17 protein-coding genes are annotated in these 17040 nt (G+C 38.5%); 13 read left to right on the forward strand and 4 right to left on the reverse strand.

The window, feature by feature from the left end; all coding sequences use genetic code 11:
• The first annotated feature begins 210 nt into the window (after window positions 1-210).
• The 8 genes from FC748_RS01880 to FC748_RS01915 all read left to right on the forward strand — a co-directional run bounded on the left by FC748_RS01880 (window position 211) and on the right by FC748_RS01915 (window position 6755).
• Window positions 211-522: a PTS sugar transporter subunit IIB gene (locus FC748_RS01880; RefSeq protein WP_038509826.1), complete on the forward strand. Its 312-nt coding sequence runs from the start codon at window positions 211-213 to the stop codon at window positions 520-522.
• Between the two features lie 13 nt (window positions 523-535).
• Window positions 536-856: a PTS lactose/cellobiose transporter subunit IIA gene (locus FC748_RS01885; RefSeq protein ID WP_024363137.1), complete on the forward strand. Its 321-nt coding sequence runs from the start codon at window positions 536-538 to the stop codon at window positions 854-856.
• A 46-nt stretch (window positions 857-902) separates the two neighbouring features.
• The gene (locus FC748_RS01890) at window positions 903-2231 is read left to right on the forward strand and encodes a PTS sugar transporter subunit IIC (protein ID WP_024363136.1); all 1329 of its coding nucleotides are present in this window, start codon (window positions 903-905) and stop codon (window positions 2229-2231) included.
• A gap of 26 nt (window positions 2232-2257) precedes the next feature.
• Window positions 2258-3340: a DUF871 domain-containing protein gene (locus FC748_RS01895; protein WP_108029839.1), complete on the forward strand. Its 1083-nt coding sequence runs from the start codon at window positions 2258-2260 to the stop codon at window positions 3338-3340.
• A 72-nt stretch (window positions 3341-3412) separates the two neighbouring features.
• Entirely contained in the window at window positions 3413-4396 is a 984-nt protein-coding gene (locus tag FC748_RS01900) for an N-acetylglucosamine kinase (protein ID WP_108029838.1), read from the forward strand.
• A gap of 178 nt (window positions 4397-4574) precedes the next feature.
• On the forward strand, window positions 4575-5336 hold the full coding sequence (locus FC748_RS01905) for a tRNA threonylcarbamoyladenosine dehydratase (RefSeq protein ID WP_024363133.1): 762 nt from the start codon (window positions 4575-4577) through the stop codon (window positions 5334-5336).
• A gap of 296 nt (window positions 5337-5632) precedes the next feature.
• Complete coding sequence (locus tag FC748_RS01910; RefSeq protein ID WP_024363132.1) at window positions 5633-6019, forward strand: hypothetical protein; 387 nt, start codon at window positions 5633-5635, stop codon at window positions 6017-6019.
• 178 nt (window positions 6020-6197) lie between these two features.
• The gene (locus FC748_RS01915) at window positions 6198-6755 is read left to right on the forward strand and encodes a hypothetical protein (RefSeq protein ID WP_227665366.1); all 558 of its coding nucleotides are present in this window, start codon (window positions 6198-6200) and stop codon (window positions 6753-6755) included.
• A 221-nt stretch (window positions 6756-6976) separates the two neighbouring features.
• Here the strand turns inward: FC748_RS01915 and FC748_RS01920 are convergent, their stop codons facing one another.
• Window positions 6977-8257, reverse strand: a complete 1281-nt coding sequence (locus tag FC748_RS01920; protein ID WP_108029837.1) for a replication-associated recombination protein A — start codon at window positions 8255-8257, stop codon at window positions 6977-6979.
• 135 nt (window positions 8258-8392) lie between these two features.
• On the opposite strand from FC748_RS01920, the gene cymR reads away from it, so the two are divergent.
• From cymR to FC748_RS01940, 4 genes are all read left to right on the forward strand, one after another.
• Window positions 8393-8812 carry a cysteine metabolism transcriptional regulator CymR gene (gene cymR / locus FC748_RS01925; protein WP_024363129.1) on the forward strand — a complete coding sequence of 140 codons (420 nt, stop codon included), beginning with the start codon at window positions 8393-8395 and terminating at the stop codon, window positions 8810-8812.
• Window positions 8813-8964: 152 nt separating this feature from the next.
• Window positions 8965-10110 (forward strand): cysteine desulfurase family protein, encoded by a 1146-nt coding sequence (locus FC748_RS01930; protein WP_024363128.1) that lies wholly within the window; start codon window positions 8965-8967, stop codon window positions 10108-10110.
• A 105-nt stretch (window positions 10111-10215) separates the two neighbouring features.
• Entirely contained in the window at window positions 10216-11340 is a 1125-nt protein-coding gene (mnmA, locus tag FC748_RS01935) for a tRNA 2-thiouridine(34) synthase MnmA (protein WP_024363127.1), read from the forward strand.
• Between the two features lie 113 nt (window positions 11341-11453).
• A complete protein-coding gene (locus FC748_RS01940; protein ID WP_024363126.1) occupies window positions 11454-12113 on the forward strand; it encodes a tetratricopeptide repeat protein in 660 nt (219 codons plus the stop codon).
• A 244-nt stretch (window positions 12114-12357) separates the two neighbouring features.
• Here the strand turns inward: FC748_RS01940 and FC748_RS01945 are convergent, their stop codons facing one another.
• The 3 genes from FC748_RS01945 to hisA form a co-directional block, all read right to left on the reverse strand.
• Complete coding sequence (locus FC748_RS01945; RefSeq protein ID WP_024363125.1) at window positions 12358-13098, reverse strand: GTP pyrophosphokinase; 741 nt, start codon at window positions 13096-13098, stop codon at window positions 12358-12360.
• Window positions 13099-13346: 248 nt separating this feature from the next.
• Window positions 13347-13634 (reverse strand): hypothetical protein, encoded by a 288-nt coding sequence (locus FC748_RS01950; protein ID WP_024363124.1) that lies wholly within the window; start codon window positions 13632-13634, stop codon window positions 13347-13349.
• Complete coding sequence (gene hisA / locus FC748_RS01955; RefSeq protein ID WP_024363123.1) at window positions 13631-14398, reverse strand: phosphoribosylformimino-5-aminoimidazole carboxamide ribotide isomerase; 768 nt, start codon at window positions 14396-14398, stop codon at window positions 13631-13633. The genes FC748_RS01950 and hisA overlap by 4 nt, the downstream gene beginning before the upstream one ends.
• Window positions 14399-14591: 193 nt before the next feature.
• Between hisA and recD2 the strand changes: the two genes are divergently transcribed.
• The gene (recD2, locus tag FC748_RS01960) at window positions 14592-17036 is read left to right on the forward strand and encodes an SF1B family DNA helicase RecD2 (protein ID WP_108029836.1); all 2445 of its coding nucleotides are present in this window, start codon (window positions 14592-14594) and stop codon (window positions 17034-17036) included.
• Window positions 17037-17040: the final 4 nt, after the last annotated feature.

Below are 17040 nucleotides of genomic sequence, written 5' to 3' on the forward strand. Positions count from 1 at the left end.
TCTGGACTATACCAGTTGCGCAAATGCATTTATTCGCAAGTAATGAGGCGATAGCCCAATTATTTCAGTATGCAACAGAGGTATAAAATGGAGAAAAATCTATATTGTGGTATATACCAATAGATGCTATTCTCAGTATAAGTAAGCGATTTCATGAAAGTCGTCACAAGGATATGAAGAACGAAAAAGACAAAAAGGAGAGTGCTGACAATGAAAAATATTATGTTAGTGTGTGTAGCGGGAATGAGTACGAGTTTATTAGTTTCCAAAATGCAGAAAGCTGCGCAGGAACAAAATATTGAGGCTGATATTTTTGCCATAGCTGAAAGTGAGGTAGATAAAGTGTTAACAAATAAAAAGGCGGATGTCCTTTTACTTGGTCCGCAAGTTCGCTACTTAAAATCGACTTTTGAAGCAAAATTCAAGGAATTAAATTTTCCAATTGATGTTATTAATATGGCTGATTACGGCATGATGAATGGTGACAATGTATTGAAACAGGCATTGAAACTAATTGGATGAGGAGGCAAGCCCGATGGAAGAAACAGCGATGATGCAGTCCATTATGGGGTTAATCGTCCATAGTGGAAATACGAAAAGTGAATGTATGGAAGCGCTTCAGTTAGCAAAAAAGGGGCAAATCAATCAAGCAAAGGACAAAATAAAGCTGGCAAATGAGGCGTTAATCGAGGCTCATCATGCGCAAACAGCATTGTTAACCCAGGAAGCAAGGGGAGAGAAAGTTGAAGTATCGATGCTATTAATTCATGCGCAAGATCACTTAATGAATGCTATAACATTTCGAGATTTAGCGCAAGAAATGATTGAACTGTATGAACAACTCAAAGGGGAGTAGCATCATGTATTTGATGTCACAATAAAAAGCAAAGGGAGTGTGTGGAATGTTCCGATTTTTAGAAGAAAAATTTGTGCCGGTAGCTGCTAGAGTTGGGAGCCAGCGTCATTTAGTTGCCATTCGTGACGGTTTTATTACGATTATGCCATTGACAATTGTAGGTTCGTTGGCTGTACTAATTAATAACTTACCAATTGATTTTTATCAAAATGCACTTGATTCTATTTGGAAGCATGAAACATGGACACAATTTGGTGGTAACATTTGGAATGCTACATTTAATATTTTGTCGCTGTTACTTGCCTTTACAATTGCTTACAACTTGGCGAAGGGTTATAACAAGGATGGTCTTTCAGCTGGCGTAATTAGTCTATCTAGTTATTTAACATTTGGAACGTTTGGTGAAGGTGGTTTAACAGGATTAACAACAGGTACGGGCGGAATATTTATCGCCATTCTTGTGGCCTTGTTATCTACCGAACTATTTTGTAGATTAGCAGGCAATCGTAAGCTGCTAATTAAAATGCCTGATGGAGTACCACCAGCTGTTTCGAAATCATTTGCAGCATTGCTGCCAGCCATTATAACGATTGGGATTTTCGCATTTGTGCGTACCATTATTACGGCAGGTTTTGGTATTCCGGATATTGTGGGGTCGTTTTATTCAACAATTCAGGAGCCATTTATGGGCTTAACAAATACATGGGGAGCGGCATTAATTTTAGCCTTTATCCCAGCATTCTTATGGACGTTAGGTGTCCATGGTGCTAATATTATCGAGCCATTTATGCAAACGATTAATTCAGCTGCGATTCAGGAAAATGTCAATGCCATTTCGGCTGGAAATGTTGCACCTTATATCGTTAATAAGCCATTCTTTGATGCGTTTGTCAATATGGGAGGATCGGGTACGACCATTGCACTGATTATCGCCATCTTTATTTTTGCAAGAAAGAATAAGCAATATAATACCGTAGGCAAATTATCAGCCGCACCAGGCCTATTCAATATTAATGAGCCATTACTATTTGGTCTTCCAATTGTGTTGAATCCTATTTTGTTTATCCCGTTTATTTTAACGCCAATGGTTAACGTAACCATTGCATTTTTTGTAACAAAATGGGGTTGGGTTCCAGCGGCAACGGTTGTAGCACCTTGGACAACACCGCCGATTATTAACGGACTTTTAGTAACGCAATCGTGGACTGGAGCTGTTTTAAGTCTTGTGCTCATAATCGTGTCAGTTTGTATTTACCTACCATTTATAGCGATGGCTAACCGTATTGCTAGACAAGAACAAAAGCATGAACTAAAGGAAGAAACACAAGCACTACAGCCTGAAAAAGCAACAGAGATTCCGAAAGTTGAAGTGTAATAGCTTAATATTGGAGGTATTGTCATTTGAGAAGGTTAGGAATTTCACTATACCCACAGCATAGCACGCTAGAAGAAATGCAACAGTATGTGCAGCTAGCGCATGATAATGGTTTTGACCGTATATTTACATGTCTTTTGTCTTTAAAGGATGACAAAGAGAAACGTAAGTTACAGCAAATCAATTATTTTGCAAAACAGCTAGGCTTTGCTATTTCAGCGGATATTGCACCAGCAGTTTTTGAAGATTTAGGCTTAACGTATAAAAATATTGCTTATTTTAAAGAACACTACCATCTAGCGACATTGCGCCTAGATATGGGATTTTCAGGTCATGAGGAAGCATTGATGTCATGGGATAATAGTGAGTTAAACATTGAGCTCAATATTAGTAATGGTACGAAATATGTGGATAATATTTTATCCTATCAACCGAACCGTAATCATATTATAGGCTGTCATAACTTTTATCCACGACGCTATACGGGACTATCACGACAACATTTTTTAGCAACATCCAAAAATTTTAAAGCAAACCATATACGAACAGCGGCGATGATTTCTTCTCAACATGCAGTGTATGGTCCTTGGGAAAAAACAGAGCATGGTTTACCAACATTAGAAGAGCATCGCGATCTACCAATAACTGTGCAGGCGAAAGATTTATGGCATACAGGCTTAATTGATGATTGTATTATTGGTAATATGTATGCTTCAAAGGAAGAACTTAGCGCATTAGGCCAATTAAATCGCAATAAGCTAGAGCTAAAGATTGTCCCATCTTCCGAAACAACTATTTTAGAACAAGCGGTGTTATTTAAAGAGCCCCATTTTAATCGGGGTGATGTATCGGACTATGTTATTCGAAGTACCCAATCGCGCGTGAAATATAAAAATGGTGATTTTCCAGCTCATGATACACACCCATTACAGTTAGGTGATGTGACAATCGATAATAATTTAGATGTGCGCTATAAAGGTGAACTACAAGTAGTGTTAAAAGCAATGCCCAATGCAGGCTCTACAAATATAGTGGCAAAGGTCGTGGAAGAAGAACGCTTCTTATTATCTCAAATTCAACCTTGGGCGTCGTTCGGCTTTACAAAATAATTGAAACAGGAGGGGATTAAGCCGACAGTAGACTGTGCTTAATCCTTTTTTATATTGAAAGGAGTAAATAGAATGTACGTACTAGCGATAGATGGAGGCGGTACAAAAACCTGTGCCGTTATTTGTGATGAGCATGGCAATTTGTATGGCAAAGTAGTGACGTCACGTAGTAATCCGACTGCGTTGGATAGGCAACATTTTGAGTCGACGCTGCATGGACTATTGCAGCAACTGCAACAACAAGCGCCACAAATATTTTCAGCAATACATAGTTGCTTTGTTGGTATGGCTGGAGTGAAGGAACAGCAAGTAGAAGGCGTAGTAGAACGAATTATTCGGCAATATGTTCATAAGAATACGACAGTTATCATTGAAAACGATGCCTTAATTGCGCTCTATGCTGGGACGTTAGGACAAGAAGGCATTGTGCAAATTGCTGGGACAGGTGCAATTACGATGGGGTTTAACTATCAGGGCACGAGCAATCGTGTCGGTGGTTGGGGATATCTTTTTGATGATGAGGGTAGCGGTTATGATTTAGGGGTTGAAACGCTAAAGGCCGTTTTTCAAAGCTATGATCAGCGAGCCACACCAACAGCCTTAACGGATGTCGTGTTACAACATTTCACTGTTGACCATGTTCCACAATTAATAGAGTGTATTTATGGAGTGGCACATCCAAGAACAGTGATTGCTCCACTTAGCAAATATGTCTTTCAAGTGGCAGCAAAAGGAGATACTGTAGCCAATCACATTATGCGAGAGGCTTGTGTGAAGTATTACAAGGCAATCAAAACTTGCTATGTGAATATGGCATGGAGGCAAGAGCATGTACCGGTAGTTTTAGCGGGTGGCGTATTTGCAAATAACCCGATGCTCGTGTTACAGCTTGAACAATTAGCGTTAGACGAGCAGATGCCACTGCACTTTATTTTACCTGTTTTAGAGCCGATTGGAGGAGCTGGTATAGGAGCGTTTAAAATGGCCCGCGTTCCATTGGATAGATCATTTATTGAATCGTTTCAGGCTAACTATGCAACATGGGGTGTTGACTAAATCAACGATTTTACGATGCTCTTTAGATGTCTATGCGAATTTTTACTTATACGGTAGCATAATACTTTTGAGAATTTCCACTTGAACAATATCATGATAAAATGTAATATAGGTTTGATTTTATCTTAGTATATAACTAGGTTTACTAATAAAAATTCGATAGATGGAGAGTGTAAGGATGTTACATCAATTTTCTCGTAACGAGCTCGCGATAGGTACTGAAGGACTCGAAAAATTAAAAAATACAACCGTAGCCATTTTAGGTGTAGGTGGCGTCGGCTCATTTGCTGCCGAGGCATGTGCTAGAAGTGGTATTGGACGCATTATTTTAGTTGATAAGGATAATGTAGATATTACAAATGTTAACCGTCAATTAGTAGCGTATCTTTCAACAGTAGGAAAATCCAAATCTGGTGTGATGAAAGAGCGAATTGCAGATATTAATCCAGAATGTGAAGTGATTGATATGCATATGTTTTACACAGAAGAAACGTATGAGCAATTTTTTGCACAAGGAATCGATTATGTTATCGACGCGAGCGATACGGTAATTTATAAAATTCACATTATGAAAGAATGCTTAAAGCGTAACATTCCTATTATTTCAAGTATGGGCGCCGCCAATAAAATGGACCCTACACGCTTTAAAATTGCTGATATTTCCAAAACACATACAGACCCATTAGCAAAAGTGATTCGTACAAAATTACGAAAAGATGGTATTCATAAAGGCGTAACCGTTGTATTCTCGGATGAAAGCCCAATTGTTGTACGTCCAGATGTCGTAGAGCATGTGGGAAAACCAGATGCAGCTATCCGCAAAGCGAAAATGCCACCATCTTCTAACGCGTTTGTACCCTCTGTTGCAGGTTTAATAGCGGCAAGTTGGGTAGTCAATAAAATTGTGGAAGACGTGAAAATTACCCGCGTGCAAGGATAAACCCCGTTCAAGCAACATGTAGTTTATCTATAATTTAGCAATTTAAAAATGCTAATTAGAAGAGGAATCTGTAAAGTTTTCCATTAGGAACAGTGAGCTTACATGGGCACAGCGTGTCTGTGAATACGAGTTTGGCTGGCTTTTTCCTAAAATGGCTTGCAGATTCTTTTCTTTTACGGCATGACTATCAGTAGGAGAAATGACGTAAAATGCTCCCTTATGTTATTTATGCGGCTGATGCTCACTTTTTCTATGATACAATAGGGCTGTTAAAAAAGAGGGGGCATTCATTAATAATGGAGCAAATTTATCAAATGGAATATAGAGGCTTAAATCTATTCGATGAAATTAGCACAGTGGAATTAGCGATTGATGAGGCGAACAAGACGATACATATTTATGATGTTGGACAGGTTGTGACACCTGTTTTTAATTTTGATGTATCTGCTTATGAATTATCAGATGGTTTTTACAAAATGGCGGATATACTTCGCCACAAAAGGATTTTAACAGAACAGCAACCAGCAACGGAGCTGACGTTAAGCCAATGGTTAATTACAAATAATGTGTATTTTTATAGTCCGAAACAAAGAATAAAAAAATATGCCAACGGTTGCATTATTGAAATAATTGATCGAGACAAAGAACAATTTTTGTTTGACTACTATTTACAAAGAGTTTAATTTTACCAAAATAATTAATCTTACGTACACAAAATGCTAACAATTCACGAAATTGCCTTATTTTTTTCATGAGCTCACTTCTTCTTTTGGTTTATTGCTATAATTTGAATAATTCCAATATATATATACAAAAGGTCGCTTTGTTTGGAATGTTCAAATCTGCTTAAGGGGAGTAGAAATGGCGTTTGCCAAAACAAATGAGAACATGGGAGAGTGGAAAATGGAAATACAAGTAATTCGTGATCACTTAGATATAGTAAAGCTTCAAGAAAAAATGAATAGTATTGTATTTGACTATTTGGATACGTCTAATAATTACACAAAGGCTATGCGATCTTTAACGCCTTTATATACACAGGTTACTACGTTTTATAAGGAATACTTAGGGGCAAGAGCAGGAGAACTTCCGAAAGCCAATACATATTGGCATTTGTTTATAGATTGCAGTGCAAAGTTATGTTATTTCTTAGCTGCATCCATTTTTTATGCGTCCAATGAGCTACAAAAAACACCAGAAAAAGTAGAAAGTTTATTAACGATTGCGGCCTATTCTTTACCGAGTATTGAACAGGAAGAGAATGAGGAATTTTTAACGGCCATTTTTGCGTTGTACGGGGATGTCGTAGAAAATCATGAGAAAGTATCTGCTTTAAGAGATGAAGTGCTTGCTCAACAAGGTGACGCTAAACAGTGTTTACAACGCTTTAAATTGTTTGTAGAGAAAGAAATAGCTTAAAAAATATATTAAGAAATAACTATCTACCATTGTCGAACTTTAAAACGACAATGGTTTTTAATATTGTGGAGATGTTTAGGAAGAAGCCTGACAGGCAAACTGTAGACAAACAAAGAATGTCCTGTTGTCTACAGTTTTTCTTTTGAGAGAAGCCGATGACTGCTTTGAAGCCTTGCAGGCATGGCTTCAACAAATTATCATAATTGTTTCAGTGCCTGGCACTAATTATGGAATGATTTAAGCTTGTTGTATATACTTGCCATCCGTTTTTCCTCTCCTGCAATAACGGGCTTATAAAACTCTGTCCCTACAAGTTCATCTGGTAAATATTGTTGGTCTACCCAGCCACCAAATGTCCCAATAGGGTTGTTATGAGGATATTGGTAGCCCACATGCCCTAAATCTTTGGCACCTTCATAATGTGTATCGCGTAAATGTAGCGGAATCTCTCCTGTTTTACCTGCATGGATGCTTGCAATTGCAGCATCTATTGCGGAAATGGCTGAATTTGATTTTGATGCAAGGCACATTTCAATAACAGCGCTAGCAAGTGGAATCCGTGCTTCAGGTAACCCTAGACGCTCTGCTGCCTGAACAGCTGCAAGCATATGTGCACCAACTTGAGGGTTAGCAAGACCAATATCTTCGTACGCCATAACAAGGAGTCGGCGACTTACGGCAACTAAATCACCTGTTTCAAGTAAATGTGCTAAATAATACAACGCTGCATTCGTATCACTGCCACGGACGGATTTTTGCAAAGCCGAAAGCAAGTTATAGAAATGTGAACCATTCTTATCTCCGTAGACACCAATTCGACCAATCAAATGTTCTAAAATATGGTCAGAAGCAATCGTTTGTCCGTTCACTTCATCACTTGCATAATAAAGCGACTCTAGCAAAGTTAATGCCTTGCGTGCATCTCCGTGAGCTGCAGTGGCGATTTGCTCGATTTGAGTTGCTGTTAGTACAAAATGATATTTCCCTAGTCCCCGTTTGTCATCAGCAAGTGCTTTTTGAATAAGTTCTACTAAGTTAGCTGTAGTTAATTTTTTTAACTGATGAATTTCACCGCAACGCGAACGAATGGCTGGGTTAACATCATGATAGGGGTTTTCTGTTGTAGCCCCGATTAAAACGATAGAGCCATTTTCTACATGTGGTAATAAAGTATCCTGCTGTAATTTATTGAAGCGATGAATCTCATCCAAAAACAATAAGACTTTTCCTGAAATTCTCGCTTCTTGTACAATATCTTCAACATCCTTTTTGCCAGCACGTGTTGCATTTAGTGCAAAAAAAGGGAGTTTTGAGCTACCTGCGATGGCATTGGCTATCGATGTCTTCCCTATACCTGGCTCACCGTACAGTAGCATAGAAGGAACATGTCCATTTTGAATCATTTTATATAAAGCCGTATCAGGACCGACAAAATCTTGTTGACCAACGATTTCATCAAGCGTTAATGGACGCATCCGATAAGCGAGTGGTTCATTATGCAAAACATTATCCCCTTTCGTACGTTTGTTCTAAATTATAGTATATCATAACCTTCCAAGAGTATTTCCGAGTTCTTCAAGAGGAGATTATGATATACTGTTGGTAGTATTTTGACTAGACTAATTGAGGGTGATAAAATGAAAATTTCTACAAAAGGCCGTTATGGTCTCACGATTATGATTGAATTGGCAAAACATTATGGAGAAGGTCCAATTCCGCTTCGTAAAATTGCTGCTGAAAAAGAGCTTTCGGAAGCGTACCTAGAGCAACTTGTGTCTCCATTACGTAATTCAGGATTGGTAAAAAGTGTACGTGGAGCGTATGGCGGTTATATGCTAGCGAATCCACCTAGTGAGATTTCAGCAGCAAACGTTATCAGTGTATTAGAAGGGCCAATCCAGCCTGTAGAAGGTATTGAAAATGAGGAAGCACCTCAACGAGAGCTATGGCTACGAATTCGTGATGCAGTAAAAAATGTATTAGATACTACGACTATTGAAGATCTAGCTCAGTATACAGAGGAAAATGTAGTAGACGGCTATATGTTCTATATTTAATTTTATTAGGCTAAAGTACCTCCAACGGTTTATATGCTGCCATGTTTTCGCCACTCTGCATGTTGTGCAAAGATGGACCATTTAACATGCAGCGTTTTCGCCTCTTGGGAATAGACAGTACTTTAGTGTTTTTGTATAAAGGAGTTTTCAACATGAATGCAAACATCTATCTTGATCATGCGGCTACATCTCCGATGAATGACAAGGTAATAGACGCCATGACTTTAGCGATGCGTAATGTATTTGGCAATGCATCGAGTATTCACGGCGCTGGGCGTGAGGCGCGAAAATATTTAGATCAGGCACGTGATATATTGGCACAATCCATTGGAGCAAAGCCAACGGAAATTATTTTAACAAGTGGCGGTACGGAAGCGGATAATACGGCAATTATTGGCACAGCTAATGCTCGTGCTCATGAAGGTAAGCATATTATTACAACTCAGATTGAGCATCATGCGGTGTTACATACTTGTGAGAAGTTGGAGAAAGATGGCTTTGAAGTGACCTATTTACCAGTAGATGCCAACGGGCGCATAACTGTAGAAGCGGTGCGACAAGCGCTACGTGAAGATACAATTTTAGTAACAATTATGTACGGGAATAACGAAGTGGGTTCAATTCAACCAATTGCTGAAATTGGTCAGTTGTTACGGGAACATAAAGCGACGTTCCATACGGATGCCGTACAGGCTTACGGCTTAGAAAACATTGATGTAACTGCTTTGCAGGTTGATTTATTAAGTGTCTCAGCGCACAAAATTAATGGACCAAAAGGAATTGGTTTCCTTTATCAAAAGACAGGTACACCACTTGCAAGCTATGCATTTGGCGGTTCACAAGAGAAAAAACGTCGTGCAGGTACGGAAAATATTCCTGCTGCTATTGGCTTTGCTACAGCTGCTCAAAATGCAAGTGAGTTGCGCGAAAGTAAGCGAGCACTGTACAATCGCTTTAAACAAATTATGTTGGATGTTTTTTCACATGAAAAGTTAGCATTTCATGTCAATGGTGATCCTCAAAATGTCCTGCCGCACGTATTAAATATTAGTTTTGCTAATATGGAGGTAGAGTCATTTTTAGTGAACCTAGATATGGCTGGCATTTACGCATCCAGTGGCTCTGCCTGCACAGCAGGTACTATTGATCCTTCACATGTGTTAGTAGCGATGTATGGAAAAGGGGCAGATGAGTTGCGAAACTCTATTCGCTTTAGCTTTGGCCAAGGACTAACTGAAGAAGATGTACGTCAAGCAGCAGAAAAAACAGCTACGATTGTGAAAAAATTGGCAAAATAATTTGCTACAAAAGATAACTTTAAACCCTTATCAAAGAAGCTTTTACTATAAATAAAGCCAAAAAGTAAGGTTTAAATGAATTGAATAAAAGAAAAGGTGACCACAATGATCGAAACACGTGACCCATCACAAATCCGTGTCGTCGTCGGCATGTCAGGTGGGGTAGACTCTTCCGTTGCTGCCTATTTGTTAAAGCAACAAGGGTATGAAGTAATTGGTATTTTTATGAAAAACTGGGATGATACAGACGAAAATGGCGTTTGTACCGCGACAGAAGATTACGAAGATGTAATTAAAGTATGTAATCAAATCGGTATTCCTTATTATGCTGTCAATTTTGAAAAGCAATATTGGGATAAAGTTTTCACATACTTTTTAGAAGAATATAAAGCGGGACGCACACCAAACCCGGATGTAATGTGCAATAAAGAAATTAAATTTAAAGCATTCCTAGAGCATGCCATGAATCTTGGTGCAGATTATCTAGCAACAGGTCACTATGCACGTATTGATCGCAGTGGGGATGGCGAAGTACGTATGCTTCGTGGTGTAGATGATAATAAGGACCAAACGTATTTCCTTAACCAACTATCACAGGAGCAATTAGCGCATGTTATGTTCCCAATTGGGGATATCGAGAAAAAAGAAGTGCGTAAAATTGCAGAAGAAGCAGGGCTTGCTACAGCTAAGAAAAAGGATTCAACAGGTATTTGCTTTATCGGAGAGCGTAATTTCAAAGAGTTTTTAAGTCAATATTTACCTGCTCAACCTGGCAAAATGGAAACGATGGATGGCGTAGTAATGGGGCAACATGATGGGTTAATGTACTATACATTAGGTCAACGTCATGGTCTTGGCATAGGTGGAGACGGTGAGCCATGGTTTGTCCTTGGAAAAGATTTAGAACGTAATGTGTTGCTTGTCGGTCAAGGATTCCACCATGATGCTTTATACTCAACATCGCTAACAGCAGTGAAAATGGGCTATACTTCGACAAAAAAATTGCCCGGGAAATTTTCTTGTACTGCGAAATTCCGCTATCGTCAAACAGATACTCCTGTAGAGGTAGAAATTTTAGAAGATGGTCGTACACATATTGTGTTTGCAGAACCTGTACGTGCTATAACACCTGGACAGGCTGTTGTTTTATATGACGGTGAAGTTTGCTTAGGTGGCGGTACAATTGATGAAGTTTTTAAAAACAATGAAAAACTAACATACGTTGGATAACTCGCGAAAAAGACTGCGACGCTAAACTTTAAAGTGCATCGAGCAAATAATCTTGGTGTACACGAAAGAGCGATCAGATGTGCAGTCTTTTCGCTACATAGAGGTGAAATGATTTGGATTTTAACGAGCAAGGAATACTAGCGTTTCAAGAGAAACGTTATGAGGATGCTGCACAGCTTTTTACCAAAGCAATTGAAGCAGAGCCTGAAAATGCAATTGGCTATGTGAATTTTGGGAATTTATTGGCGGTCCTAGAAGATACAGAACGAGCAGAGCGTTTTTTTCAAAAAGCAATTACTGTAGATGAAACGGCAGCTACAGCTTATTATGGTTTAGCTAATTTATATTATAATGCGGAACGTTATGCCGAGGCGTTAAAACTTTATGAGCAAGCTGTGAAGCATAAAATTGCAGGTGCGGATGTTTATTATATGATGGGCAAGTGCTTTGAACGAATGGAAAATCCGAAGCTTGCTTTGCCATACTTACAACGTGCGGCAGAAATTGCACCAGAGGATACACAAATTCGCCTAGCATATGCAATCGTGCTCTGTGCATTAGAAATGTTCGAGGAAGGTAAGAAGGAGTTAGATTATTTAATCGAACAGGATTGGAATAATGCAGATGCTCATTATAACTTAGGTGTGCTGTATGCTGTATCCACTGAACAAACAGAAGATGCGATGTATCATTTAAAGCAGGCATTTACCATTCAACCTGAATACGATCAAGCTCGTTATATTTACGATATGATTGCACAACGATTTAATTAAAGCGGGCGAGACAAAACTTGAAGAGATGAAACAAGGACAAAGTTGTCAGCCATTCTTTCTTTTGCAAGAATAGAACGCTAGTTGATGGTAGCGAAGGCAGACTCCTGCTCGGGCATTCCGCGCACTAGCGAGGGTTGCGGCTTACTGTACTGAGCGGAAAGCGCCGTCGAAGCGGGCATCAATGGTAACAAAAAAGTGATAGATTGACGGCCGTCAATCTATCACTTTTTATTTGCTTGAGTCATTATTTGTTGTCTTTAACTGCACTGTCAAATGTCAGTTGTGATAAGTATTGTGCTAAATGCGCAATAGGTGTTGTGTCTAACAGGGACGATTCAGTATCATTAGCCTTTAAAATATTGATTTCTTTATTGAGACGTTCCATTTTACGATCTAATTCAGCAGCTTGTAATGCCGCTTCTTTTAGTTCCTTACGAATATGTGCAGGCACTTCCTTATTGTATTTATAGTAAATTTTATGCTCGAGACTTGCCCAAAAATCCATTGCAATCGTTCGTATTTGAATTTCCGTATAGACTTTTTCCATTCGATCGGACATGAAAATTGGAATTTTAATAATAAGATGTAGGCTTTGATAGCCATTCTCTTTTGGATACGCGATATAGTCTTTTACGTCCACTATTTCAATATCATTTTGTGCTTGCAACATCGCACTTACTTTATAAATATCTTCTACAAAGGAGCACGTAATACGGACGCCTGCTATATCCCGAATATTTTCGCGAATACTATCGATGGCAGGTGTCAGCTCTTTTTTCTTCATCTTTAATAAGATGCTTTTTGGTGACTTCACTCGAGTGGAGACATGTTCAATTGGATTATATTCGTGCATAAGCTTAAATTCTTCTTGCAAAATATTGATTTTTGTTTCCACTTCGTTTAACGCAAATTTATAAGCTAGGAAGAAGCGAGTAAGTTCTGTTTGGAGTGTTTTAATAGTTGTGGCTTCAAGTTCATTTGTCATCTTAAAAAATCCTTTCTTTTAGTGCGAGGTAGGACACGTATTGGTTAATTGGCTACAACATATGTATTTCTCTTTCTTAGCTTAACAAAAAGGACGGGAAATTAGAAATTTACACTCTACGAAAAGTTGTAATTTCTTGTTAGTATGTCCTGTTTCCACTCATTGCTGTGCAAGATGCATTTTCTTCAAAAAAAAGACAACATACTTTAAGAGAAAACACTCAAGTATGTTGTCTATAGTTTGGGTTATTATACAATAATTTTTGCATTTAAATTGTAACGCTTATTGAATTCTTCAACAAAAATTTGCAAGTCGATATAAGTGCCAATATATGGCTCATTTTCTTGATCGCGTAGGAAACTACAAGTTGCTTTTAATGATTTTGAAAACTCAAGTAGCATTTGTTCATTATCAAGTTGAATCTGTAATGATAAGGAATCATCTAACGTGTTAACTTTGAAATATTTGCCATCAATAATCCGTTCTAAATTGGTTTCTCTAAATGGAAAAACATAATCTTTATAGATAAGTTTCACAGTATCCCGCCTTTTTTACAATAGTTCACAACTTCCGTATAAGGTAAATCTCCACCAAAAATAGAAAGTGAGCTACCGATTGTGACATGTAGCTTTCCATTTGAAATGGCTTTGAATTTTTCTAAGTCCTCTAAAGAACGAACGCCACCTGCATAGGTTGTTGGAATAGATGTCCAAGCTGCTAAATCTCGCACTAAGCTTTCCTGCATCCCACCTTTTTTTCCTTCAACATCCACTGCATGAATCAATAGTTCATCACAAAATTCTTCAATGTAGGAAATGTTTTGTGGGTTGACTTCAAAATCACTAAATTTTGTCCATTTATCTGTGACTACAAACCACTTTCCATCACGCATCCGGCAACTTAAATCGATTACAAGATGTTTTTTACCGATTAGCTTAACGAGTTGCTCTAAGCGATTGACATCGAGTTGTCCATCATGAAAGATAAACGATGTCACGATTACATGCGAAGCACCTGCATCTATGTACTTTTTAGCGTTTTCAGTCGTTATGCCACCGCCAACTTGTAAACCTCCTGGGTAAGCTGTTAAGGCTGCTAGTGCGGCTTGTTCATTGCCACTACCAAGCATAATAACATGCCCGCCTACTAATTGATCTTTTGCAAACATGTTGGCATAATAACTAGGCTCATATTCTGAAATGAAGTTTTCGATAACTTCTTGATCTGCATATCCTAGCGTGCTTCCAACAATTTGTTTTACTTTGCCATCGTGTAAATCGATGCAAGGTCTAAATTCCACTAGCTTCACAATCCTTCCAAACAACAAATTCTTACTGTATATCATAGCATGCTTAGTGTTAAAATAGCCGTAATTCATCATTTGTCAAAATAATGTTAAAAAATTTGAGGATTTTCTAGATAAAACGATTTTTCTTCATGCGCTGTGGTAAAATAATAGGATTGAAATATACAAGCAAGGAGACGAATCGATAATGACAGAAAATCTAGATTTATTTGAACTGAATAAGCTATTTATTCTTGGACGTCCGATTGTCTCTATTTTCCATAATGTTCAAAATATGTATTCTATTGTGCGCGTGAAAATTCAAGAAACAAATTTGCAATATGAAGATAAGGAAATTATTGTCGTTGGTTATTTCCCACAATTGCAAATGGACGAACAATATCGTTTTACAGGAACGATGAGACAGCATCCAAAATATGGTGTACAATTTCAAGTTGAAACCTTTACAAAAGAAGTGCCCGCAACTGAGCAAGGTATCGTTCATTACTTATCGAGTGATTTATTTGTTGGTATTGGAAAAAAAACGGCTGAAACAATTGTAGAGAAACTTGGACCCAATACAATCCGTCTTATATTAGAAGACCCGAATGTCCTTGATGGTGTACCACGACTATCTGCTGAAAAAAAGGAAGTTATTCATCGTACCATTGAGCAAAATCTTGGATTGGAACGGGTTATGATTCAGTTAAATGAATGGGGATTTGGCCCGCAGCTCGGTATGAAAATATATCAAACATATCGTACAGAGACGATTGATTTTTTAACTGAAAACCCTTATCGACTCATTGAAGATGTGGACGGTGTCGGTTTCTTTCGGGCAGATGAGCTTGGTGCAAAATTAGGTATTACAGGCAATCATCCTGACCGTATTAAGGCGGCTATTTTACATATTCTAAATACAGCAGCGTTATCGGATGGTCATGTATTTTTAGATGCGGAACATGTATTACCACAAGTGAAAGATATGCTGGAGCAAAGTCAACGCCAAGAAATACCATACGAAGCAATTTCCAAGGCATGTATCGATTTGCGTGAGGAAAATAAAATCTATGGTGAAGAAACGAGACTATATTTGCCATCTCTATATTTTTCGGAGATTGGTATTGCCTCAAAAATAATTGCGCTAACGGAACGCAATAGTCAAGCGAAGCATTTTAGTAAAGATGAAATTCGCAAGGCAATCGGCGAAACAGAAGCATTGTTAAGTGTCACATATGCAGAAACACAAGCTTTTGCAATTGAACAAGCACTTAATTCAGCTGTCATGATCTTAACAGGTGGTCCTGGTACAGGAAAAACGACGGTTGTTAGGGGCATTGTTGAAGTATATGCCAAACTTCACGGGCTTTCACTAAATCCAAAGGAATATGCGCAAAAAGAAGAGCCATTCCCTATTATTTTATGTGCACCAACAGGTCGTGCAGCTAAACGTCTAGCTGAGTCTACGGAACTACCTGCGATGACTATCCACCGCTTATTAGGCTTTACAGGTCAGGAGAAAGAGGAAGAAACGGAGCGAGAGGTTACTGGAAAACTGATCATTGTCGATGAAATGTCCATGGTAGATACATGGCTTGCCCATCAATTATTAAAATCATTACATGAGGATGTGCAAGTTGTTTTTGTTGGCGATCAAGATCAGCTACCGCCAGTAGGTCCAGGACAAGTGCTCAAAGATTTACTTGCTTCGCAACAAATACCGACTGTTGAACTGACAGATGTTTATCGTCAGGCGGAAGGTTCAACCATTATTGAACTCGCCCATCAGATTAAACGTGGTACAATTCCAAATGATCTAACGATGAAAACATCGGATCGTTCCTTTATTAAAGCTTCTTCAGAGCAAGTGGCAAATGTTGTAACACAAGTTGTGAAAAGTGCAGTAGCAAAAGGGCAAGAAATCCGAAATATCCAAGTTTTAGCACCGATGTATAAAGGACCAGCCGGAATCGATAACTTAAATAAATTGATTCAAGCGCTTGTCAATCCGAATGATACTGGTACAAGAAAGGAACTTGTCTTTGGTGATGTAACGTATCGCATAAAAGATAAAGTGTTACAGCTTGTAAACCAGCCAGAAAGCAATGTTTTTAATGGGGATATGGGTGAAGTCATTAGTATTATTAAAGCAAAGGAAACGGTGGAGAAGCAGGATTTACTTGTCGTGTCTTTTGATGGAATTGAAGTAACTTATCAGCGCAGCGATCTTAATCAATTAACATTGGCTTATTGTTGCTCCATTCATAAATCACAAGGTTCAGAATTTCAAACGGTGATTATGCCAGTGGTGCGTGGCTATTCGAAAATGCTACGTCGTAATTTATTATATACTGGTATTACACGTGCGAAAAATTTCTTAATTTTATGTGGTGAACCAGATGTGCTAGCTAGCGGTTTACAACGAACAGACGATTTACAACGCTTCACGTCTCTGCGCGCACGACTTAACCCAATGGAAGCATCTAATGAGGTTATATTAGTGGAGGAGACGCAAACGCAACAAAATAAAGAGAACAATCAACAAGAGGATGCTACGACTGTGCTACAGCTAACGGTCGAAACCTTACCATCCATCCATCCAATGATTGGAATGGATGGCATATCTCCATATGATTTTATGGATGAATCATAAGAAA

This window comes from Lysinibacillus sphaericus, assembly GCF_005217585.1.
GTDB lineage: Bacteria > Bacillota > Bacilli > Bacillales_A > Planococcaceae > Lysinibacillus > Lysinibacillus sphaericus.

Coding starts and splice junctions, on each gene's coding strand:
- FC748_RS01880 (WP_038509826.1), top strand. CDS start 211: ATGAAAAATATTATGTTAGTGTGTGTAGCGGGAATGAGTACGAGTTTA.
- FC748_RS01885 (WP_024363137.1), top strand. CDS start 536: ATGGAAGAAACAGCGATGATGCAGTCCATTATGGGGTTAATCGTCCAT.
- FC748_RS01890 (WP_024363136.1), top strand. CDS start 903: ATGTTCCGATTTTTAGAAGAAAAATTTGTGCCGGTAGCTGCTAGAGTT.
- FC748_RS01900 (WP_108029838.1), top strand. CDS start 3,413: ATGTACGTACTAGCGATAGATGGAGGCGGTACAAAAACCTGTGCCGTT.
- FC748_RS01905 (WP_024363133.1), top strand. CDS start 4,575: ATGTTACATCAATTTTCTCGTAACGAGCTCGCGATAGGTACTGAAGGA.
- FC748_RS01910 (WP_024363132.1), top strand. CDS start 5,633: ATGGAGCAAATTTATCAAATGGAATATAGAGGCTTAAATCTATTCGAT.
- FC748_RS01915 (WP_227665366.1), top strand. CDS start 6,198: ATGGCGTTTGCCAAAACAAATGAGAACATGGGAGAGTGGAAAATGGAA.
- cymR (WP_024363129.1), top strand. CDS start 8,393: ATGAAAATTTCTACAAAAGGCCGTTATGGTCTCACGATTATGATTGAA.
- FC748_RS01930 (WP_024363128.1), top strand. CDS start 8,965: ATGAATGCAAACATCTATCTTGATCATGCGGCTACATCTCCGATGAAT.
- mnmA (WP_024363127.1), top strand. CDS start 10,216: ATGATCGAAACACGTGACCCATCACAAATCCGTGTCGTCGTCGGCATG.
- FC748_RS01945 (WP_024363125.1), bottom strand. CDS start 13,098: ATGACAAATGAACTTGAAGCCACAACTATTAAAACACTCCAAACAGAA.
- recD2 (WP_108029836.1), top strand. CDS start 14,592: ATGACAGAAAATCTAGATTTATTTGAACTGAATAAGCTATTTATTCTT.